The organism is Aliivibrio sp. EL58, from assembly GCF_900312675.1.
Lineage (GTDB): Bacteria > Pseudomonadota > Gammaproteobacteria > Enterobacterales > Vibrionaceae > Aliivibrio.
In genome coordinates, this window is sequence record NZ_OMPC01000004.1 from 116,146 (window position 1) to 136,523 (window position 20,378).

Here is a 20,378-nt window from a genome sequence, read left to right on the forward strand (position 1 = left end):
CTTGGTATGCCACGAAAACCTTTCTTGTATGCCGTGTATGCTCTGTATGCCGTGTATGCTCAATTTAGTTTTTAGGTGCTAGTTTCCTTATAGACAAAACAGTTTTGTGCACCCCGAAATAAGTGCCACGGAAAAAGGCACGCTTTAAATCAGTTATTCCTATTTAAGGGTTTCGTGCCCTTTTTCGTGTATCAACTAACCCAACCCTTACAAAGGTTTACCGCCATATACAAACGGTTTATCTTCGTCGTATCCAAACTGCTTCTTTAGTGCGTCAAAACCATCGGCCTCTGTGGCTTGTTGTTTCACTTTTTCACACTTGCGCCTCTGTCGCTCTGCGTTTGATTTAGGCGGTTTATAAGTGCCATACTCTTGTTTCAAAGTAGGCAATTTCATTTCAAACATTGCCACACCTAATGAAGCAAACTTATCATCAACGAACTGTGGTGAAAGGTCTTTATGGTTTCGCCACTTTCGCAGCTTGCTTCTCTGCGTTGCTGTAAGTGCTTCGTCACCTGTTTTAGTCTTGCGGCCTGATTTCTTAGGCATAAACAAATCCTCCACGATTGGGTTATCAATACACTTTCCCATTGCCTTAATGCTATCAGCCTCACTATCCCCAAACTCTTCACGAATACGATCAACAAAGTAGTTAAATGAAGCAATATCAGGCAACACTAAAACACCCTTACTATTACTGTTCGGATCACGTAACCAACCACGAAAAGCATTTTGCATATGGCTGTTGTATTCAGTCCATCGGTATATCTGCTCCTGTGTTAGACCACGATCAAGTAAGTAAGCATTTTGTATTGGGCTTGGCTTTAATGAATATAAACAAGCAACCAACTCAAACGACTGTAGATTATTCTTGCCGTGTGTATTTGCAGTGCCATAAACTAGATTTTTAGATCCTGCGTCATCATCTTTTGTCGTGCCACGTAAAGTATAAAGACCATCAGCACCAAACATATTTTGATAAGATGTACCAAACGTATCAACTTCTAACTCTTGTTTATTAAATAAGCATAAGTGCTGTTCAATATCATGATCAATAACACCAACTTTAAATATATCCTTGGACAGTTCCTGTAATATCTCAGGGTGTCTGTTCACTTTAGCTGTGCCATACGTCAAGTTAGTACAGTAGTATATCCCATTGAAACGATGTGCAATTTTATCGTGTCTTGGTGTAAGTCTGCGAACATTGATATCTACACGATCCTTTAAAAGTAAGCATAGAATACTGTTATGCGCATCATCGCCCATCAAAGTTAGACTGTTGAACTGTAGTAGCTTTTCAATATCAATAATGGAAAGTGTTTTAAGATTGCAGTTTTCTTTATTATATATAAAGCGACTCTGTATATTAAGCTTAGTTAGCTCTCGTAACTTTGTAATATACCAGTCATTATTTCGATCACTTTCTGCCGCAAGTAAATCAAAACCTTTATCAGATAAGCTACTTGCCACAATATGATCATCTTCTTGTTTATATTCAAGATATGAAAGCAACGTATTATAGTTCCCAAGTGAAGCTGATTCACTTCTAAGTTCAAATATGCTCGGCACTTCATCAACAATAAGGTGTGTCCCACCATCTGATAGATCTTGAAATATACCAAAATCTAAGTATTCCAAACCTTTGTGCGTGATAAAGATTACAGAATAATCTGATAGATTTGAAACTGCATCCTGTGCTTGCTTCATAATACCGTCAAGTTTATTACCATCCTGATCACTTGAAGCAATACGAACAATATCGGGGCACGTTATATCGTTTTCAGTGCAATAGTTTTCAATCTCTTTTACACGGCTACCATCATGCCAACCCATCGTGTTTATGTCGTGAACTGCATAAACAAATATACCTCGCTGGGCATCTGTAATGCGCTTAATGGCTTCGTATGTTTTACCAGTACTGGGCAAACCACTCACAACGTCAATAGTACCTAATGGTTGACGTTTAGCCTTGATTGGCTTGTTGGTGTTAAGTTCGTCCTGTAGTTGTGCCAGATCTGATTTAAACTGTTTCAGCGCTGTTTCGTCTTCATTAGATAAAACAAGCTTGATTGATTCCGCAAAATCAAAACGACTATCTTTTACAAGGTTTCTTGCTGCTTGTATCTGGTCTTTGTAAGTAGCTCCGCCCCAATTTTTAGTGCTTGGAAATGTGATTGCAAGCTTATTTTCAATGCTTATATCATCCATGCCACAACGGATCATTACTGTTGCAAGGCTAAACGCTCCATTATAACCACTGTTAGAAATAGCGTTAGCGTTTGCGGCGTTCTTATCAATAATATAATCAATACGTGACTGGTTAGGTGTTTGACTTACTGTACCTGTAGCAGTCGCCTTTATAGCCTGCATACGGTCTTCTAACGCCTTTACTTCCGCAAGCTTGGAAAGATACCAAGTTGCTGTCTTTGATAGTGTCAGGGCTTTGTTGGCTTCACTGTGATATGCGTTTTCATCATAACTTACATAGCATTGTCTGTTAGGGTTATAGACTTTGCCATCATAATATTTGCCAAGTCCAAGATCACTCAAAAGCTGTCTGATATGGTGCTGTGCTATGCGTTGAAAGTTCTTCTTATTAGCAAGCGTACTCTCTAGATCATGCGCCCAAAAACACTTTAAGCCGTTTCCACTTGGGGACGTAAACAATGCAATAGGTTTTGTTGTCAGCAACTTGGCTTTAACTTCGTTGATATCAATATCAATTTTGTCTAAGTCTAAATGAATAATTCCTGAAAGATCCCATCTTTCATGCTGATATTGGTCTTTATCATCTTTCAGTTTTACTATTCCATCCGAAATAAAAGCATGTGGCATCACACTTGGGACGTAATCTTCTTTCTTTGCTTGGGCATCTGTTTTCTTGGCTGCTTGATAAGCTAAAACAAGTTGCTTATATGTGCCATCCTTGGTCTTGCTTATTAGGTCTTTAAGTGAAATATCACCGGCAATAACTTTCTGCCCATTCACTTTTTTGTCGCTTATTACTGCAATATTATTTTGGTTTATTTCCATCGTTTTCCCCTTGATTGTTAGCACTTCTTTGAATGCGCTCTTTTTCGATAAGTTTGTTTACTGTTTTTGCAATACTTTCAGCACGGCTGTTCAACCATTGCAGATTATTAACGTCGATCATTATTGGTATTTTCTTAATATGGTATTTCATTATTCATCGTCCTCCGATAATCGTTTTCTTTCTTCTTCTGGTAGATTTAACCATTCATCAAAATCAATCATAAAATCCCCTTGTCTATTTGATTACGCCATCGGTACAAACTTGAACGTGAAAGACCATATTCTTTTTCAATGCTTTCAATTTGATATTCATCCATCAGACCGACAAGGCGTTTCTTTTCTATTTTGGTATATCGTTTCTTTTTCATTTTATTAAATCCTTATATTCAGGCGTGCGAAATATTCACGCCTATAACTCAATATGACATGATTATTAAAAGTACCTAAAAATATCTTATATTATTTACTTTTATTTATTAGTTTCGTTGTTTGGATGAAATATATATCACATAAGAAAATAAAACCGTGATCCGTGTCCGTGAAAAAAATCACAAACATTTCAAGTAGATACTACACAACCGATAGATATAAAAAAACCGCCACAAAGGACGGTTTATATGTTGTATTACATGGCATTGTTTCTGATTAAATGCCATGTATCGCTGTTATGTTTGGAATATCTTACTTTTGAATAATCATTTACTTTATCCCAAGATATAAAATATATTTCACCATTATATAGTTCAACATTACAACGTGTTGAACCTTTATTAATATATATATCTTTAACTAACAGTTGTAAGGCATTATTAGTTTTCTGTCTTAAATCAACATTACCTTTATCTAAAATAGATTCAATATCATCATTTGAATAAGTAATCTTAGGTGTTTCAATGTTTTGTTTTTGTTCTTCATCATCTAACAGGTTTAAAACTACATCAATACGATCTGATACAACTTGTAAACGCTTTTGTATAGCATCTGCTGCACTTCCTGATAGGTTCATTAAGTTATCAACAAGATTGGATTGCTGTTGATTTAACTCATCCATTTCAGATCTTAGTGCAGGACGTTTATCTACATCTTTAATAGGTGATATATCAAGCAATGGGATACATTCAAGGATCATCTTTTCAAATGAAAAACTGTGCATCGTTTTAAAATCACACTTATAACCCTTATTATTTTTAGCATTACACATAAATGTAAAACCGCTTCGTTTAATAACGGTCGGTGTCATTTTATGCTTTGCCCCAGTTCTGATAGTTAACCCACCTTTACACTCATCACATTTAATAAAACCACTAAACAAGTTAGTCATTGTATTTTGGCTCGGTCTTCTTTGTGATCTTGCGTCAACGATTGCCTGTGCTTCATAAAAATCAGAAAGTGATACGGTAACAGGGTAATAGTTTGAAACATCACCCTTACTTGATTTTAGTAAGCCGATAACCTTTTTATCACGTACTACTTTTTGACAACGTGTAGCCGTCCATTTTATTGCTCGGTTTTTACGGTTTTCGTGATTACTTGGTGGTAATGGTATTCCATCGTTATTTAAACACTCAGCAATTCGTGAAAATGATAATCCATTTTTCACCATCTCAAAAATAGTGCGGATAACATCAGCATGGTGATTTTCACTAAATTGTTTGCCATTCCATACTAACCAATATGGAATATGTCCCGAAACAAGTCCCTCGCCTTTTACACCTTTATCATATGCTCGCTTTTTGGCGTCACTAATGCGCTCAGATTTAAGCTTCGATTCTTCATTTGCTTTCATCATAAACATTAAAGACATCATCAACTGCATGCCATTCTCGCCGATTGATTCTTCTGAATATAGTTGGTTATCAGAAAGCGTGACTATTTCAAGTCCTAAACCAGTTAGCTCAAGAAACTGGCGCATTGCTTTCGAAATATCTTGTCGTGATAATCGGTCTAATGCTTCAATGACAAGTATAGATCCTCTAGGAACTGCTCCACTTTTAACAGCTTCAATAAAAGACCCAAGTTCACCGCTTGAAACATTATTTCCCTTGTAAGCGGACACACCTTGATCTATAAAGGTATCATTGAACGTATAACCGTTATCTAAAGCCCATTGTTTGGCTTTGCTAACTTGTCTTTGTATACCAGTTTTTTGAACTTGTTGTATACTTGATACTCTAACATAAGAATAAACTTGTTTTTTCATAAGGATGCCCTACATGGCTTTTAATCAATCATCTTATCAAACTGAATCAGTCGGTTCTATTGCGTCAACTAATAAAGTATTACGTAATACTTATTTCTTACTGTCTATGACACTGTTATGGTCGGCGCTTGTTGCTGGTGTATCAATGGCTCTGAATTTACCTCGTCCAGGTATTATCATTATGCTTGTTGGTTTCTACGGCCTATTGTTCCTAACAGAGAAAAACCGTAACAACAGCATGGGGCTGGTATTTACCTTCTTATTTACTGGCTTCTTAGGTTACACCATTGGTCCAATCCTGAACATGTACATTGGTGCAGGTATGGGCGATGTTATCCTAACAGCTCTTGGCGGTACTGCATTATCATTCATGGCAGCATCTGCTTACGCATTAACAACTAAGCGTGATTTATCATTCCTTAACGGTGTGCTAATGGCTGGTTTCGTTGTGCTTCTAATTGGTATGGTAGCGAATATCTTCCTACAAATGCCTTTATTACACCTTGCGATGAGCGGCATGTTCATTCTTTTCTCTACTGGTGCGATTCTGCTTACAACACAATCAATCATCCGCGGCGGTGAAACAAGCTACATCTCAGCAACGATTACGCTGTATGTTTCTATCTACAACATCTTCATCAGCCTACTAAGTATTCTTGGTATTATGCGTGATGATTAATCGATAAATATTTCGACAAGTATAAAAAATGCCAGCCCTCACAGGCTGGCATTTTTGTATCTATTAATTGGTATATCTACTGATTTAGTTACAACACCAAGAAAGAAATCTAGTTGGTATACATTGCACACTCATCATTAATGTCTTCTGGCGGAAAGTAATTTTCTCTTACATAGAACTTATTAAGTAAACGAATTACCGAATGTTTCTTTACCGGCTTTTCATCCATCAATCCATGTAACTTACGAGCCACATTTTGAATCGTTAACAAATTTTCTAAAGGCAAACTGGCTTCTAAGTCATTCTTTAAACTATGAGCTTCCTCATAACCACTCGCAACCGCGAGATAAGCCCAAATATAAGCAACCGCATTATGAGAAGAAGATATCTTTTGATTATATTGAGCTGAGCGAAGTTGTGACTCAGGAATTTTAAGTTCACCTCCACGCTCTGTCCAATAAATCGCTTTATAAATATTTTTCTCTACCCCTATCCCGTGGTAGTAACAGGAACTGACAGTCACCATTGCTTTGGGATCACCTTGATACGCAGCTCTTAACATCCAATAGAAACCTTCAGGATGACCATCTTGAAGCTTTTGATACCATTGAGCGAGAAAAAGCTGCGCCTCTAAATGTTCTTTTAATGCTAATGCTGTAATAGTTTGGGTTCCAAGTTCAATATCTTTTTCGCAACCAACTCCTTCAAGGTACAGCTTGCCTAACCTAAATGTTGAACTCTGCTTGCCTTTTGAATCGCCTAATCGAGCAGCCCAATATTTGGATTTTTCGCTCGATTCAGGATCATCATAGTTATCATCATAAAGACGAACGAGTGCATAAAAAGCTTGTTGACTATTTTGCTCTGCCGCTTTGAGATACCATTTAATGGCTCCGTTTTGGTCGACTAATTCTAGATCTGCCCCTAAGGCAAGCTGAGCGGTGATATTGCCTTTATTTGCACGCTCAATTTTATCTTTTCTGTCTGTTTCATCATCAAAAACGACGATAGGAGAAGAAGGCGAATAATTGCTTCTTCGTTGCGCCGCTAACACTTTTTTCTTTTCAACTGATTGAAAGTGCAAAATCATAACAATTAAGCAAATTACGCCAGTAAAAAATAAGAACCAATACATATAAATATCATCAAAAGAGGAATACATTTTTATCCCTCTATTCTAGTTCCTTTCCCTACCAATTAGAATTAATACCTTTTGCAAAATAGGCTTATCTTTATATTTTTAATCAAAAAAGAGAGAAATAAATAGAATGATAAGCCATATCTATATTTTCATCTCCATTCCTAGCTTTGTTACTGGTTTTTTTCAAAAAATTCGCTAAGGTAATATTAAATTACTCTGTATTTGGTCTATATGAAAAAGCTCTCTCGTTATTTTTTATTTATGCTTCTTTTCACTTTATCTCAAGCTTGTTATGCAAGTTGGGGGCTTTCTGATGAACAGCCAATAGAGATCTCGCCACAAGCACAAAAAATTGAGCAAAATATTCAGGCTCTACCAGAGCAGCACTTTTTCTCTAAAAACGATTACTCTCAGGTAAAGCGTCTATTATCGACGACAATTACTCAGCAAAAAAAGCATGCCGAAGGTCTTGAAAAAGCATTGGTTGATTATCGAGATAATAGTGATGAAGCTCATTGGTTAGTCGTTGAAGCGGATCACCAATCACTAAATTCTCTTAATCTTAGTAAGCAGCTATTGCTACAATTAACTGACCAAACAACTAGAGATCAGTTAACAGGATTTGGTCCCTATGGCGTAACTCAATTCTATTCTGAGCTGTCAATCACTCGATTGAACATTGAGTATTATTTGCATTATCAAATTCGAAGTTTCAAAAATTTATTACACGATTTACAAATTTCACCGGTACCTATTATCAGTGTTATTTTCAAAGTATTGTGTGTCTTTTTTGTATTCAGTTGGTGGTTAAAAAATAGCGCTCGTTTAATCAATGACTTTAAAAAATCAAATCTAGAAGGCTCGACAAAACCCAATATCATTATTAGGGCTATTTGGTACCTTACTCGTGCCCATAAAGCGATAGCTTGGTTACTATTAATTACTGTAACATTACGAATTATCTCGACACTTCCAAGCCTACAACATCTTATTTTCCTTGAGATCTTTACCTGGTGGATTTTAGGTGGCTCTATTGCCGTAAGCTTCATTCTAGAGTTTATTTACCGTAACAGTAAACATAATAAGAAAGAGGTTATTGCTCGTCGATTAGCCACTATTCGTCACTATGTTTGGGGAGGGATTGTTGCCGGTGTTATTTTACAGATTTCATCTCGCACTCTTGGTGAAGGTACAATTTACGCATGGATCAATTCATTAGTGTATCTATTTTTTGTCCTCCTAACGGTTTATACCCTAAAGCAATGGAAAGAAACGGTCTTTGAAAAGATTCATCTCCTAGATCCATTGCCAGTATCTATTCAATGGGCAGTAAGAAATCAAAATACATTTCTGATCTCTATCGCAGCGACGGCTAGTGGTGCGGTTTGGCTCTCTTGGCGATCAATCCAACACAATATTATTAGCGTACTGTCCCAATACACCGCGTTTAGTCATGCTCTCGCGTATTTATTTAGAATTGAAGTCGCAAAACAAACAGAAGTCTCACGTGTACAATCTAACCTAGTTCGAATCAAAGGCTCTGCCGCTTTTGATTATATTTCTCCAGGCTCAGAAGAATCAACATTAATTGAAGAGTATGCAAAAGAAGAAATGACGGCACTTTCTCGTTACTTATTAACAGATAATCCTGCCGTATGTGTTCTTTCAGGAGAACGAGGCGTTGGTACAACCACTCTACTTAATCGAATTATAAATAAAGTTAAAAATGCACAGCCACTGTATTTAAATTGCCCTTATGACGGCTACTCTGCTTTATTACCAGAATTTGCTAAACAGTTAGGATTACCTGAAGAATCGACTGAAAGAGATATTCTTCAGCACTTACGAAATAGTGAAACTTGTTACCTATTGGCTTTTGATAATGCACAGCGCTTAGTTAAGCCTAAAGTAAATGGTTTAGCTGATTTAATGAAACTGACCAACTTATTGCGTCGCGCTCGTAAAAGTCATCGCGTTGTTTTAGCTATTGAAAAATCGAGCTGGCGTTTTATCGATCGAGCTCGTGGAGAGCGTTTGCTATTTGATCTGGTTACCTTCATGCCTAAATGGGGGGAAAAACAGATAGCCCAACTGCTTGAGTCTCGTATTACCACCACACAAAATCCAGAAACTAATGAAACGGTGCCTTCTATTTCATTTGATGGCTTAATTCTGCCAAGACAATGGGATGAGGAAAATTTAACGGAAGAAGAGCGAGCTAGAAATGGCTTCTATCGTATTTTATGGGATTACTCGGATGGTAACCCTACGGTTGCATTACGCTTTTTCCGATTATCTTTACATCGTGATAAAGACACTGAAGCAGTGCTGGTTCGCTTATTTAAAGCCCCTCATTCAGATGACTTAGAGACAATGCCTAAGCCAATGCTTGCAGTACTTCGTTCGATTGTACAACTGGAGATTGCCTCTCCTGCTGATGTCTGTGAATGCAGTCGTTTAAGCATAGCTGAAGTGATCAGTACATTACGATACTTTCAAAGTCGTGGATACATTGAATGGAACGAAGAAAAAGCTCGTATTTCCGATCACTGGTTCCGTCACATTACTAATGTTTTACATCGTCAACACTTACTGGTGAAATGATATGTTTCGATTATTTGTCTTTCTTATTGCATTCAGCTTTGGACATACCGCATTAGCGGAAGATCCTCAATCAATTGATAATCTCCATCAATTCGCAAGTTTGATCCGCTGGAGTGGTGTCGCATTTTCATTCATCATTGTATTTGTTGCATGGTTATTGCTCCGCTTTACACAATCTATTGTTGATGGGATCAGTAGCCAGTTTGCTCAGCGTCGAATGTTGATGCAAAAGCTGCAATCTTTCTTTCAATTCTTTATTTATATGTCGACGGGTATGGCGGTATTCATGCTTAGTTTTCGAGTCGATGAAAGAGTATTAGCGTTGATAGGGGGTACTCTCGCCGTCTCTGTTGGTTTTGCATTAAAAGACCTTACTGCTTCTTTCATTGCGGGTTTAACCATCATGATTGACCGACCTTTTCAGGTTGGGGATAGAGTGACATTCGAAGGGCATTATGGGGACATTATTGCCATTGGTTTACGTTCAGTCCGTATGCAAACATTAAACGACGATATCATTACAATCCCAAACAATAAATTCTTAAATGAAGTCGCGATGAGTGGAAACTACGGCGCACTAGATATGCAAGTCGTTATTCCTTTTTACATTGGAATGGATCAAGACATAAATACGGCTCGTGATATTATTCAAGAAGCAGCATCATCAAGTCGTTATATCCATTTACCAAAGCCTGTCGTCGTACTTGTAAAGCAGACAATAACGGATAATTACTTAGCTATACAATTGACGTGTAAAGCCTATGTCGTTGATATTAAATTTGAAAAGTTATTTGAGACGGATATTACACTGCGTGTGATGCAAGAGTTTAGAAAATCAGATATCTATCCGCCCGCGATTGCGATACAAAGTAAGTAATGATTGAAAAGGCACTCTATAATTAATAAAGTGCCTTTTAAAATATAGAATCAAGCCCCTATTAATTTATCTCTCGCTGTCACCATACTTTATTGATAAAATGGCATTCTATATTGGCTAACTTCTTGGTTCTGTAATGAAATTAATGTTAAAAACCCTAATCTTATCGGCGTCATTATTCTCCTCTCTAGCCTTAGCTAATACTGAAGCTCACAATGATTATCTAAAAGGTACTGCTTATTTAAACCAAGATAATTATAAAGAAGCCATCACTTGGTTAACAAGTGCCGCAAATAATGGCTCTATCGAAGCACAAAATAAAATAGGTGTAATTTACGCGAAAGGTATTGGTACTGACGTTAATACACACTTAGCCATTCAATATTTTACTAAAGCTGCAGCAAATGAAAGTTCCATGGCCTACTACAATCTTGGTAAGATTTATGAAAGCCAAGAGAAGTTCTCAATCGCTATTGACTGGTATAATAAAGCCATTGAAATGAATAATAGCAATGCTATGAATAACTTAGCTGATTTATATCTTAATGGTAAAGACTTAGTTCAAAGTACGCATCAAGCTGAATTGCTTTATATACAAGCGGCAGAAGCTGGAAACCCAACCGCAATGCGTAATTTGGGCTTTTTATACTTTAAAGGTTCTGAAGTTAAACAGGATATGGGAAAAGCCTATTTTTGGTTTAATTTAGCCGCTGCAAAAGCCTACCCTAATGCGGATAAATATCGTGACTTTTCTGGCAAGAAGCTAAACAAAACAAAAAGAGTGCTAATCCAAAATGAAGCATTAGAGTGGTTAGAAAAGCATTCAAAATAAACCAATCATTTACTTCCTATTCCAGTACGTTACCGAGTAGCCTTCCACATAAATAAGGCTACTCAGTCTCTCTTTCTATTTATTTTTCTTTTTATGATTTAATCCGCGTGGCAACCAAGCAGATATGGTAAGGATCATAAGTATTAGCGATAAATTCGCGATCGATTTTACTGTTAGAACTGTTACTGAACTGGCTTCTAATGAATCTAATAGTAAACCCGTACCAAAACGCGCACTAACTACCATAATCAATAAAACAAACAAGGTAACCAAACGATCTTTAATAGTTAGAATGGGCTGCTCTTTTGATAACAGAATAGCTAAAATGACACCCCAGCATAGTGACGCCATATATAAATAATTCATATATTGCATAGTAAAAGCAATACCACTTGTGACTAAAGCTATGATTACCCAAAACGGTAAACTTGCCATAACGCGATACAACAAATCACCATGCTTACGCTGTAAGCTCGAAAAGTGAACGATAACCATCGCGCCTAATGCTATACCCACAATTGCATCACTCAAAAAGTGAATACCAAGCCAAATTCGAGCAATTGATTGAGTTATAATCAATCCAATAAAGAATAGACCAAATCGATGCAATGTTATTGATGAAATCTGCTTTCTCTTTAGTGAAAGATAAAATACCCCATAAATAACCGTGGCTAACATGGCATTCATACTTGGTAATCCAAAACCATTTGCTTGAGTTAACTGTAATTGAGGAACATAAACAAATGGTCGAGGTAACCCTAACCCTTGCTTAGCTAGCTCGGCAAATACAATGGTTAAAATAATGCCAAATAGTAAGGTGAGCGCGCTTTCACGGCCAAAATAAACAAGAGCAACAATAAATAGAAAATAGAAAAAAGCTTCAGTCCCTGTTTCATTAATTACCGTAAAAAACATTTTAATACTGATATTAATAATTGCAGGTAAACTATCTATACTTGCTCGTAATGACGTCAATAACTGTAATTCAACTTGATGGATATCAGAGGCTTGATCAACTAAATTATTCACCCATGTGATTTTATTATCACTCTCTAACGGCTTAGCAAACCAATGTTTAAGTTGCTCTAACTGTTCTGGATAACGATATTTATCTGACTTTATTTTGTAAGGTTCTGTTAAATATACAGCTTCAGTCTCTACACCATAATGTGGTGCAAACCATGATGGGATCCGATACAAACCATTACTGGTCTCCAAATCAAATACGATAATGTCCGAGTCACTACTACAACGGTAAATTATCGCTTTTTCGTCTTGATGCAGTATCTCTTTTGCGGTAACAACTAAGCCTGCTTCTTCCCACGTTTCTCTTTCAGCCGCTTGTTGTGGAGTTTCTCCCTCATCAATTAAGCCTCCAGGCAGTGATAATTTTCCCGTAATTAACTCTTCAATGAGAACAACACGAAAACCATCATCCACCACGCACACAGCGCCCTTTGAGATAGGGGCTTCATTCGCGATCGTTGAAGTCGAAAATAGGGTTGAAAGGCATGTTGTAAGCAATAAAGCAAAAGTAAAAAACTTATTCATATCTCACTCTCTTTTAATGCTTTTCGCAAATAGTGAATATGATCTGTCATGCCTTGCTGATGATAGAAATTTATCGCGGTTTGATTAAAATCCCACACTTCAACAAAAATCTCTCTCACACCATAGTCTTTTAGCTCTTGTTCAATTCGTGTCATTAATTGCTCAGCAACACCTTCTCTACGATGTTGTGATTCAACATACAGTTCATCTATTGTTGCCATCATGACAGGTTTACTTACAGTTGAAATCAATTCACAAAAATGCCCTGTCACAAATCCAATAACAACACCTTCAAGTTCTGCCACGTACACCATGCAATCTGGATCATCTAAATAACGAGAGATACTTTTCTCTTCTTCAATTTCAGACGCCGTTTTAAATAATTCAGGGCACTGTTGATGATGCTCATCATGCAACTGATACATCATTGAGTTTAGGCAAAATAGATCGGTTTCTTTTGCTCGACGAATAACTGAAGACATGTTGATACCAAATAATGATTGAACTGTAATTAGACCATGATTTATAAACAAAAAAAAGGCTCCGTATAAGCAGAATCTTTATTCGTAGAGCTATCTATCAGTTTTACCAATAATAGTTATAAACTATGGCTCAGATGAATGAATACAAGGATGGCATCAGTATCCTTTGGGTGGTTAGAGATCCTATAAACACCTATAAAATAATCGAACTCTTTAAATAAAAGAGTGTCTGACGATTTATTCCAATAAAATATCTTATAGATATAGAGCATCTATTTATCATAATAAATTGTTACACTATAGGGGCAAAGAACTATGAAATTAGCGGCCTTCCTTGCTTTATTCTGACTATTAATAAGCGAATAAAGGTAAACTCATCCCACTAAAACCTATTAAATGAATAATTATGTTTTTTTCTTTTTCTCCTAAACATCGCTCTTACGAATTGATCGCTTTTTTTCTGTTTATTTCAGTAATGGGGATAATTTTATTATTGGCCCCTAGACCTGATTTATTCACGCCATTACCACCTTTTGAAAATGATCTTCTTAAATGGTTTAGTCGTTCAGCAGGTGAATACCTATTTATTCTTACCTTAGCTATTCTCTGTTCAATCCCTATTATTCAGCGATTATCTATTAAAAAAACACTCTCTTTATATATGCAATTTGGCATTCTTCTCGTATTGAGTTTTATGCTTAAAAGCGGTGTGAAAGCAATAACTGAGATCCCTCGTCCATATACACAAGCCTTAGTACAAGTTGATCTTATTGACAGTACTGAAGGCTTTTACTCATTAGATGAAGACAGTAAACAAGCACTTATTAGCCATGCAGAAAATAAAGTAAGTCCAGCCCGCATTGAACAATGGCGAGCAAGCACTAACTATTCATTTCCATCAGGGCATACTATATTTGCTGCTATTTGTGTTTTATTCTGGGGGGGATTTTTGTTACGAAATAAGCACTACATTTTAACCACTGCTGTTATTACTTGGGGAGTTGGTGTTGGCTTTAGTCGTGTTTGGCTTGGTATGCACTGGCCGACCGATCTGATGGCTTCAATTATCAGTGCATCTATTCTGATCTTATGTGTTCCAACTATTAACTTAGAAAAAGAGCCTATAGGTAAAAACTAAGACTCTATTTCACATAAAATACTCCAAACCTTCTCGCCTGCTGGATGCAACCTAGCTTGATAGCGATAAGCGTAATATTCAATAGAAAGTCGTAATGTTGGATCACCAATGATTGCGACTTTTTTTTGTCTTAACTCTTCTTTGATACTATAAGCAGGCAACCAAGCAATGCCTTGACGATCAAGAACCAACATTTTCAACATATCGGTCATTGATGACGAGAATATTGGGTTTAATTGCACTTGCTCTCGCACTGTTTCAACTTGTCTCCCCATGTATGACGTTGAGCTATAAGCTAACCATGGTAAAGATTCTCCACTATCAAAATTAAAGATCGCCTTGCCTTGCTCGTTACAAGCACTTACTGGTAATAATTCTGTTTTAGACAGTAATTGAGATTGGTAAGGTGGCAGTCTTAGGATTTCATCATCAAAAGCCAATAAAATATCACACGCCCCCTCTCTTAATTCTTTGGTCGCCTGATCAACATCAATTGCCTCAACACTTAATATCGGTTTGTAATCACTCTCTGGTAACAAGCTTTGTATTGTAGGAATTAAACTTGTAGCTAATGAATGAGCTGCCGCGATTTGTACAACGTTACCTCCCAATCGTGATAAATCTGAAATCTGATTAATACCCGTCATTATTTGATTAACCAATGTTCGCGCCGTTATCCGAAATAGTTTCCCACTGGGCGTTAACTCAATCGGTTTACTTTTTCGATCAATTAACTCAGCACCTACGGTATCTTCTAATAAACGAATCCGTCGACTAAACGCGGGTTGAGTTACATTCCTTAATGCCGCGGCTTGAGAAAAGTTCCGCACTTTTGCTAGCACTAAAAAATCTTCTAGCCACTTACTTTCTACATTCATGTCATTTTCTCACTGTCCTTTAAAGGGACGAACATCACTATTCCTAAAATGCATTATTACGATTTACATAATATTTTTATGCTAGATAACTCTAATAAATCACTTTCAAAGAAAACAATTTCGTCTCAAATGTATAGAGATCATCCAAAAAAACGACTTACTGAGACTTAATTCTAATTTTTACGCTTTTAGCTATGCCGATTTGACATACAACTATAATTCTTAGCATTTAACAAAAACCACAACGACTGACATGATTTATTCAACTTCTGCATTAGCAAGATTAATATTATGAATAAAAAACTAGGTATCTTAGGTGGGATGGGGCCATTAGCAACGGTTGAGTTTATGATGAAAATAATCACCCAGACACCAGCACATAATGATCAAGAACACATTCCAATGGTAGTGAGTAGTGTTCCACAAATTCCGGATAGGACGGCATTTATTATGGGCCATGGTGAAGATCCTTACCCTGAATTAAAACACAGCTTTGATCAGTTAGAACAGTCTGGTGCAGAGTGCATTGTTATTCCATGTAATACTGCACATTATTGGTATTCACAGTTAAGCGCGACTAGTCATGTTCATACCATTAGTATCATTGATAGCGTTGTACAAGAGACCCAAATACGTAAACATAAAACGGTTGGATTACTTGCAACAACAGCAACAATGAAAGCAAGAATGTATCAACAGAAACTCAACCAGTATGATATTGATGTGATTGAAACTAATGACATGCAGCAACAAGCAGTTATGCAAGGTATCTACGAAGTTAAAGCTGGAAACATTGAAAAAGGGAAAGCGTTAATGCTACCTGTATTTAAAGATATGTTATCCCAAGGCGCAGAAGCGATTATTCTTGGTTGCACTGAAATCCCAGTAGCGCTAGCTGAGCAAAATTTACAGTCTCCGCATCATTGTTTGGATTCATTAGAAATATTAGCAAAGTATTGTGTTGAATGGTCTTATGAAGCAGAGCCAGCAGCGATAGCAAGCTAGGAAGACTCTTTACGATTCTTCTTCACTGATTTAACCGCCATAATGCCAAAACCAATAAGCAGCAATAACGGCAATAGCCAAAGCACATAGGTTTTCGCATTTAATGGCGGTTCATATAAAACAAAATCCCCAAAACGACGCGTCATAAATGCCACCACTTCTTTATCACTCTTACCTGCTTTGATTTGCTGATAGACTTCTAAGCGTAAGTCTTTAGCTATTGGAGAATTTGACTCTACTAAATTTTGGTTTTGACATTGAGGGCAACGCAATTGTTTCGCTAAATCAATAGAGCGCTTCTGCTCTTCAGGTGAATTAAATTCAAACAATTCAACACTTTCAATCACCTCTTTGTCCGCGCCAACAAACAAGATTGAACCATTATCAGAATTAGCCTGAACAGATATAGAGCTGAATAATACAATAATTAAGAACAGTAATTCTTTGCATCGTTTCATTATTATTCCTTAAAGAAATGAGCAAATTCACGTTGCCATTTTTTCTCATCTAAAGCGCCAGTAAAGCGATGTAATATCACTCCTTTCTGATCAATTAAAAAAGTCGTCGGTGTACCAAAAACGCCTAAATCCATTGCAAGTGATCCTCTTGGATCGAAAATCACGGCTTGGTATGGTGATCCTGTCTGCTCTAACACTTGTTTAGCTGCTATACGATCATCTCGATAATCTAAACCAATGATGGTTATGCCCTGCTCTTTTAATTGGTGTAAAAACTGATGCTCGGTTTTACAAATACCACACCAAGCAGCCCAGACATTTAATAAAGTTAATGGTTGCTGTTGAAATAAAGATTCATTTAATAATACAGACGTATCCATGACTTCTGGCAATTCAAAAGCAGGGACACTCTCACCCACCATCGCTTTTGAAGTACTTGATTCTTTGGTTTCTAATCCGCTAAGTAATACGATAAAAATACCAATACATACACTAACGGCTAGGCCTATTTTCGCTATTGTTTTCTTAGAGCCTGTTTTCATCAAGAGTGCCTTTATGCTTCTTCCGCTTTTTCTTTTTAATGATGGCGATAATACCACCTAATGCCATTAGAATAGAGCCAAACCATATCCATCTTACATACGCTTTATATTGTAAGCGAAGCGCGAAGCTACCATCTTTAAGTTTTTCACCCAAAGTGACATAGATATCACCATGCCAAAACCAATGCATCGCAGGTTCACTCATGTTCATCACACGTACTTGATAATGACGACGCTGTGGCTGAACTGTCGCTATTTCTTTTCCCTTTTCACTGATCACTAAATTGGCTTGTTCTGCGGTATAGTTCGGAGCAACCAATAGTTCCGTTTCAGAGTACGTAATGTCGTAATCGGCTAGTTTTGCTGTAATACCTGGTTCCATTTTGGCACTGGTTTCAAAAGAGTGATAGCCATTCATTGCCGCCCCAATCATCACAACGGCAACGCCTATATGTGCCACTGCCATTCCAAGCGCTTTTCCTTGTGATTGTTTTATTACCCATAATGAACCACCAATAACAGCGACAGATAATACCCAAATAATCGATGGCACAATAAACAACTCACTGTATTGAAGTCGGTAGATAATCACGCCACTGGTTATCGAACCGAGAACTAATAGTAAGCCGTTTCTTTTGGTCGCTATCTCTGTTTTTTGACCCCATTGAACAAAAATTGAAACTGCCATCATCAACAGCGCTATTATCGCCATAGGCACAAACAGTAGGTTGAAATAGGGAGCACCAACAGAGATATTTCCTAATCCTAAAATTTGAAAAATCATAGGATAAAAAGTGCCTAGCAACACGGTTATTGTCGCTATTGAAAACAGTCCTGATAACAGTAGAAAAAGAAAATCGCGACTCATCAACTCAGTGATCGATTTACTATTTAACTGTTTACTTTTAAGTGCATACAAAGAAAATGAGACCAAAAGCACAGCAAAAAGGATCAATAGCAAAATAATGCCACGAGTAGGATCAACCGCAAACGCGTGAACCGAGGTCAGTACACCCGATCGCACCACAAAAGTTCCCAGAATACTCAAACTAAACGTAAGCAACGCTAAAACGACAGAAGTTTTAAGTAGCTGTTGCTGTTTATGGCTGGCTATCAAGGTGTGTAATAACGCAGTCCCAGTTAACCAAGGTAACAAAGAGGCGTTTTCTACAGGATCCCAAAACCACCAACCACCCCATCCTAATTCATAATATGCCCACCATGAACCTAGGCTGATCCCTGCCGTCAATAAAGCCCATGCCAGTAAGGTCCAATTTCTTGCATAACGAACCCATGCTAATGGAACTTCTTTCATCATTAGCGCTGCCAGAGCAAAAGAAAACGTAGCGGCAAAACCAACATAACCCAAATAAAGTAATGGTGGGTGAAATATCAATCCAATATCTTGCAACATTGGATTCAGATCTCGACCTTCTAATGGCGTATTTAGATAGACGATGAATGGATTTGAAGCGAAAAGAGTAAAAGTGGAAAAAATCACAATCAGTGTATTTAACACCAATAAAACACGAACGACATAAGCCTGTTCAATCCGTTTTCTATTTAGCGTTATAAGCGCTGCCCACAACGTTAAGGTTAATACCCAGAACAATAATGAGCCTTCGTGGCCTCCCCAAATAGCGGCAATTTTAAAAAAGACAGGTAACGCTGAATTAGAATGTTCAGCAATGTATCGGATCGAAAAATCATCGATATAAAAACCATAGCCAAGCGCAGAGACCGAAAGAATACAAAAAAAACAGCTCAGTAAAGAAAGAGGAAAAATAGCTATTGACCATTGTTCGTTACTTTTAATAAGGCCATATCCAACCGAGCCCATAGCGACAAATGATAATATCATCGTTGCTATTAACCAAAACTGACCGATTTCAGCAATCATACTGCTCCATTGATTTTCAATAAATTATTTAATAATGATGAAACGCCATATCTGTATTACCCTGATAAACAAGGCTGCACTGATATGGCGTTACACTTTATACGACGGTCATTTGTCCTGCATAGAGTACAAACGTACGCAGCATTAATACACCAATCAAACTTAGTGATGTCACAACAAAAATAAAGCCTTTGCCATGAGCGACTTCTTTTGGCGTAAATGCATTAAGAGCTAACGGCGTCAGCATACCTAAGCCAATCACCCCAACCCAGAACCAAGTTCCCCAAAAGCCACTACCAATAGCAGCCCATGCAGCCGCTTCACCTTGACCTCCACTAAAGATTAATCCCGTAAAGAAAGTGATAAGAACAAATAATTCAAACACCACAACTGGACGCTCAAAATTATGAATCCATTTTACCGACGTACTATGACTTGATTCTTTAAATCCAAGTACACCAAACAATAAACACGCCGCCGCACCGGAAGATAAACTTGAGAACAAGAATAAAATCGGCAATACCGGGTTATTTAACATTGGGTAGGTTTGTAAAGCTGATAATAAGAAACCAGTATAAGCCGCCAGCATAACCGCTAGCACCGCTAAGAAAATTTCTAATGCGTTCTCAAACTGTTCAATTTTCAACAAAATCGTGTCGATAAAACCAAACTTTCCTTTTAAGAACCCCATGATATCTTTTCTAAAGATAACCCCTATCCAAGCAAACAGTACGACCATATACACTTGGAACAAGATAACCCCCATCGACATTACTGACGTAGGGTTAAAGAAGATCATAATTTTCCAAAAAGATAACGGTTTAGTTAAGTGGAAAATCAAAATAGTAAGACCGGCAATAATACCAAATGGCGCTAATATTGCCGTCGCTTTGATTATGCCGTTATCTGCAGGGTTTCCTTCAATCACTTTACGTTTTAAGTAAATGGATATCATGACCGCACCAGCAGACATGCCCGCTAAGAAAAGGTAGATCGCAATGATCCAATCCCATACCAAAGAGTCAAAATTAAACGCAGCTTCCCATGCACTCATC

At 37.3% G+C, this 20,378-nt stretch carries 18 protein-coding genes; 6 read left to right on the forward strand and 12 right to left on the reverse strand.

Features of this window, described 5'->3' with window-relative positions; translation table 11 throughout:
• Positions 1-207: 207 nt before the first annotated feature.
• The 4 genes from ED622_RS05990 to ED622_RS06000 form a co-directional block, all read right to left on the reverse strand.
• Positions 208-3,036, reverse strand: a complete 2,829-nt coding sequence (locus ED622_RS05990; protein WP_122033033.1) for a BT4734/BF3469 family protein — start codon at positions 3,034-3,036, stop codon at positions 208-210.
• Complete coding sequence (locus ED622_RS19930; RefSeq protein ID WP_162922472.1) at positions 3,017-3,187, reverse strand: hypothetical protein; 171 nt, start codon at positions 3,185-3,187, stop codon at positions 3,017-3,019. The genes ED622_RS05990 and ED622_RS19930 overlap by 20 nt, the downstream gene beginning before the upstream one ends.
• 67 nt (positions 3,188-3,254) lie before the next feature.
• Positions 3,255-3,404: a transposase gene (locus tag ED622_RS05995; protein ID WP_122033034.1), complete on the reverse strand. Its 150-nt coding sequence runs from the start codon at positions 3,402-3,404 to the stop codon at positions 3,255-3,257.
• A 257-nt stretch (positions 3,405-3,661) separates the two neighbouring features.
• The gene (locus tag ED622_RS06000) at positions 3,662-5,236 is read right to left on the reverse strand and encodes a recombinase family protein (RefSeq protein WP_122033035.1); all 1,575 of its coding nucleotides are present in this window, start codon (positions 5,234-5,236) and stop codon (positions 3,662-3,664) included.
• Positions 5,237-5,249: 13 nt separating this feature from the next.
• Between ED622_RS06000 and ED622_RS06005 the strand changes: the two genes are divergently transcribed.
• Positions 5,250-5,915, forward strand: a complete 666-nt coding sequence (locus ED622_RS06005; protein ID WP_122033036.1) for a Bax inhibitor-1/YccA family protein — start codon at positions 5,250-5,252, stop codon at positions 5,913-5,915.
• Between the two features lie 109 nt (positions 5,916-6,024).
• On the opposite strand, the gene ED622_RS06010 is transcribed toward ED622_RS06005, so the two are convergent.
• On the reverse strand, positions 6,025-7,077 hold the full coding sequence (locus tag ED622_RS06010; protein WP_254052599.1) for a tetratricopeptide repeat protein: 1,053 nt from the start codon (positions 7,075-7,077) through the stop codon (positions 6,025-6,027).
• Between the two features lie 210 nt (positions 7,078-7,287).
• On the opposite strand from ED622_RS06010, the gene ED622_RS06015 reads away from it, so the two are divergent.
• From ED622_RS06015 to ED622_RS06025, 3 genes are all read left to right on the forward strand, one after another.
• Positions 7,288-9,660 carry an ATP-binding protein gene (locus ED622_RS06015; protein WP_122033037.1) on the forward strand — a complete coding sequence of 791 codons (2,373 nt, stop codon included), beginning with the start codon at positions 7,288-7,290 and terminating at the stop codon, positions 9,658-9,660.
• Position 9,661: 1 nt separating this feature from the next.
• Positions 9,662-10,537 carry a mechanosensitive ion channel family protein gene (locus ED622_RS06020; protein WP_122033038.1) on the forward strand — a complete coding sequence of 292 codons (876 nt, stop codon included), beginning with the start codon at positions 9,662-9,664 and terminating at the stop codon, positions 10,535-10,537.
• A gap of 136 nt (positions 10,538-10,673) precedes the next feature.
• Entirely contained in the window at positions 10,674-11,369 is a 696-nt protein-coding gene (locus tag ED622_RS06025; RefSeq protein WP_122033039.1) for a tetratricopeptide repeat protein, read from the forward strand.
• A gap of 75 nt (positions 11,370-11,444) precedes the next feature.
• Here ED622_RS06025 and ED622_RS06030 read toward each other — a convergent pair whose 3' ends face one another.
• Together ED622_RS06030 and ED622_RS06035 are read right to left on the reverse strand one after the other, a co-directional pair.
• On the reverse strand, positions 11,445-12,920 hold the full coding sequence (locus tag ED622_RS06030; protein ID WP_122033040.1) for a phosphatase PAP2 family protein: 1,476 nt from the start codon (positions 12,918-12,920) through the stop codon (positions 11,445-11,447).
• The gene (locus ED622_RS06035; RefSeq protein WP_122033041.1) at positions 12,917-13,402 is read right to left on the reverse strand and encodes a GNAT family N-acetyltransferase; all 486 of its coding nucleotides are present in this window, start codon (positions 13,400-13,402) and stop codon (positions 12,917-12,919) included. Before ED622_RS06035 ends, ED622_RS06030 begins: the two co-directional genes overlap by 4 nt.
• Before the next feature lie 406 nt (positions 13,403-13,808).
• Here ED622_RS06035 and ED622_RS06040 point away from each other — a divergent pair, with 406 nt between their 5' ends.
• Positions 13,809-14,540 carry a phosphatase PAP2 family protein gene (locus ED622_RS06040; RefSeq protein ID WP_122033042.1) on the forward strand — a complete coding sequence of 244 codons (732 nt, stop codon included), beginning with the start codon at positions 13,809-13,811 and terminating at the stop codon, positions 14,538-14,540.
• Here the strand turns inward: ED622_RS06040 and ED622_RS06045 are convergent.
• Positions 14,537-15,418 (reverse strand): LysR substrate-binding domain-containing protein, encoded by an 882-nt coding sequence (locus tag ED622_RS06045; protein ID WP_122033043.1) that lies wholly within the window; start codon positions 15,416-15,418, stop codon positions 14,537-14,539. The genes ED622_RS06040 and ED622_RS06045 overlap by 4 nt on opposite strands.
• A gap of 291 nt (positions 15,419-15,709) precedes the next feature.
• Between ED622_RS06045 and ED622_RS06050 the strand changes: the two genes are divergently transcribed.
• On the forward strand, positions 15,710-16,423 hold the full coding sequence (locus ED622_RS06050; protein ID WP_122033044.1) for an aspartate/glutamate racemase family protein: 714 nt from the start codon (positions 15,710-15,712) through the stop codon (positions 16,421-16,423).
• Here the strand turns inward: ED622_RS06050 and nrfF are convergent.
• The 4 genes from nrfF to nrfD form a co-directional block, all read right to left on the reverse strand.
• Positions 16,420-16,881 carry a heme lyase NrfEFG subunit NrfF gene (gene nrfF / locus ED622_RS06055; protein WP_122033045.1) on the reverse strand — a complete coding sequence of 154 codons (462 nt, stop codon included), beginning with the start codon at positions 16,879-16,881 and terminating at the stop codon, positions 16,420-16,422. The genes ED622_RS06050 and nrfF overlap by 4 nt on opposite strands.
• 2 nt (positions 16,882-16,883) lie before the next feature.
• Positions 16,884-17,423, reverse strand: coding sequence for a DsbE family thiol:disulfide interchange protein (locus ED622_RS06060; RefSeq protein WP_122033046.1), 540 nt, complete (start codon positions 17,421-17,423; stop codon positions 16,884-16,886).
• On the reverse strand, positions 17,407-19,323 hold the full coding sequence (locus tag ED622_RS06065) for a heme lyase CcmF/NrfE family subunit (RefSeq protein ID WP_122033047.1): 1,917 nt from the start codon (positions 19,321-19,323) through the stop codon (positions 17,407-17,409). The genes ED622_RS06060 and ED622_RS06065 overlap by 17 nt, the downstream gene beginning before the upstream one ends.
• A gap of 97 nt (positions 19,324-19,420) precedes the next feature.
• Positions 19,421-20,377: a cytochrome c nitrite reductase subunit NrfD gene (gene nrfD, locus ED622_RS06070; RefSeq protein ID WP_122033048.1), complete on the reverse strand. Its 957-nt coding sequence runs from the start codon at positions 20,375-20,377 to the stop codon at positions 19,421-19,423.
• Between the last annotated feature and the right edge of the window lies 1 nt (position 20,378).

What these genes read in the sequence shown, in the direction of transcription:
- ED622_RS19930 (WP_162922472.1), bottom strand. Translation starts at nt 3,187, where the DNA reads ATGAAATACCATATTAAGAAAATACCAATAATGATCGACGTTAATAAT.
- ED622_RS06025 (WP_122033039.1), top strand. Translation starts at nt 10,674, where the DNA reads ATGAAATTAATGTTAAAAACCCTAATCTTATCGGCGTCATTATTCTCC.
- nrfF (WP_122033045.1), bottom strand. Translation starts at nt 16,881, where the DNA reads ATGAAACGATGCAAAGAATTACTGTTCTTAATTATTGTATTATTCAGC.
- ED622_RS06035 (WP_122033041.1), bottom strand. Translation starts at nt 13,402, where the DNA reads ATGTCTTCAGTTATTCGTCGAGCAAAAGAAACCGATCTATTTTGCCTA.
- ED622_RS06060 (WP_122033046.1), bottom strand. Translation starts at nt 17,423, where the DNA reads ATGAAAACAGGCTCTAAGAAAACAATAGCGAAAATAGGCCTAGCCGTT.
- ED622_RS06030 (WP_122033040.1), bottom strand. Translation starts at nt 12,920, where the DNA reads ATGAATAAGTTTTTTACTTTTGCTTTATTGCTTACAACATGCCTTTCA.
- ED622_RS05995 (WP_122033034.1), bottom strand. Translation starts at nt 3,404, where the DNA reads ATGAAAAAGAAACGATATACCAAAATAGAAAAGAAACGCCTTGTCGGT.
- ED622_RS05990 (WP_122033033.1), bottom strand. Translation starts at nt 3,036, where the DNA reads ATGGAAATAAACCAAAATAATATTGCAGTAATAAGCGACAAAAAAGTG.
- ED622_RS06045 (WP_122033043.1), bottom strand. Translation starts at nt 15,418, where the DNA reads ATGAATGTAGAAAGTAAGTGGCTAGAAGATTTTTTAGTGCTAGCAAAA.
- nrfD (WP_122033048.1), bottom strand. Translation starts at nt 20,377, where the DNA reads ATGAGTGCATGGGAAGCTGCGTTTAATTTTGACTCTTTGGTATGGGAT.
- ED622_RS06065 (WP_122033047.1), bottom strand. Translation starts at nt 19,323, where the DNA reads ATGATTGCTGAAATCGGTCAGTTTTGGTTAATAGCAACGATGATATTA.
- ED622_RS06010 (WP_254052599.1), bottom strand. Translation starts at nt 7,077, where the DNA reads ATGTATTCCTCTTTTGATGATATTTATATGTATTGGTTCTTATTTTTT.
- ED622_RS06005 (WP_122033036.1), top strand. Translation starts at nt 5,250, where the DNA reads ATGGCTTTTAATCAATCATCTTATCAAACTGAATCAGTCGGTTCTATT.
- ED622_RS06040 (WP_122033042.1), top strand. Translation starts at nt 13,809, where the DNA reads ATGTTTTTTTCTTTTTCTCCTAAACATCGCTCTTACGAATTGATCGCT.
- ED622_RS06015 (WP_122033037.1), top strand. Translation starts at nt 7,288, where the DNA reads ATGAAAAAGCTCTCTCGTTATTTTTTATTTATGCTTCTTTTCACTTTA.
- ED622_RS06050 (WP_122033044.1), top strand. Translation starts at nt 15,710, where the DNA reads ATGAATAAAAAACTAGGTATCTTAGGTGGGATGGGGCCATTAGCAACG.
- ED622_RS06020 (WP_122033038.1), top strand. Translation starts at nt 9,662, where the DNA reads ATGTTTCGATTATTTGTCTTTCTTATTGCATTCAGCTTTGGACATACC.
- ED622_RS06000 (WP_122033035.1), bottom strand. Translation starts at nt 5,236, where the DNA reads ATGAAAAAACAAGTTTATTCTTATGTTAGAGTATCAAGTATACAACAA.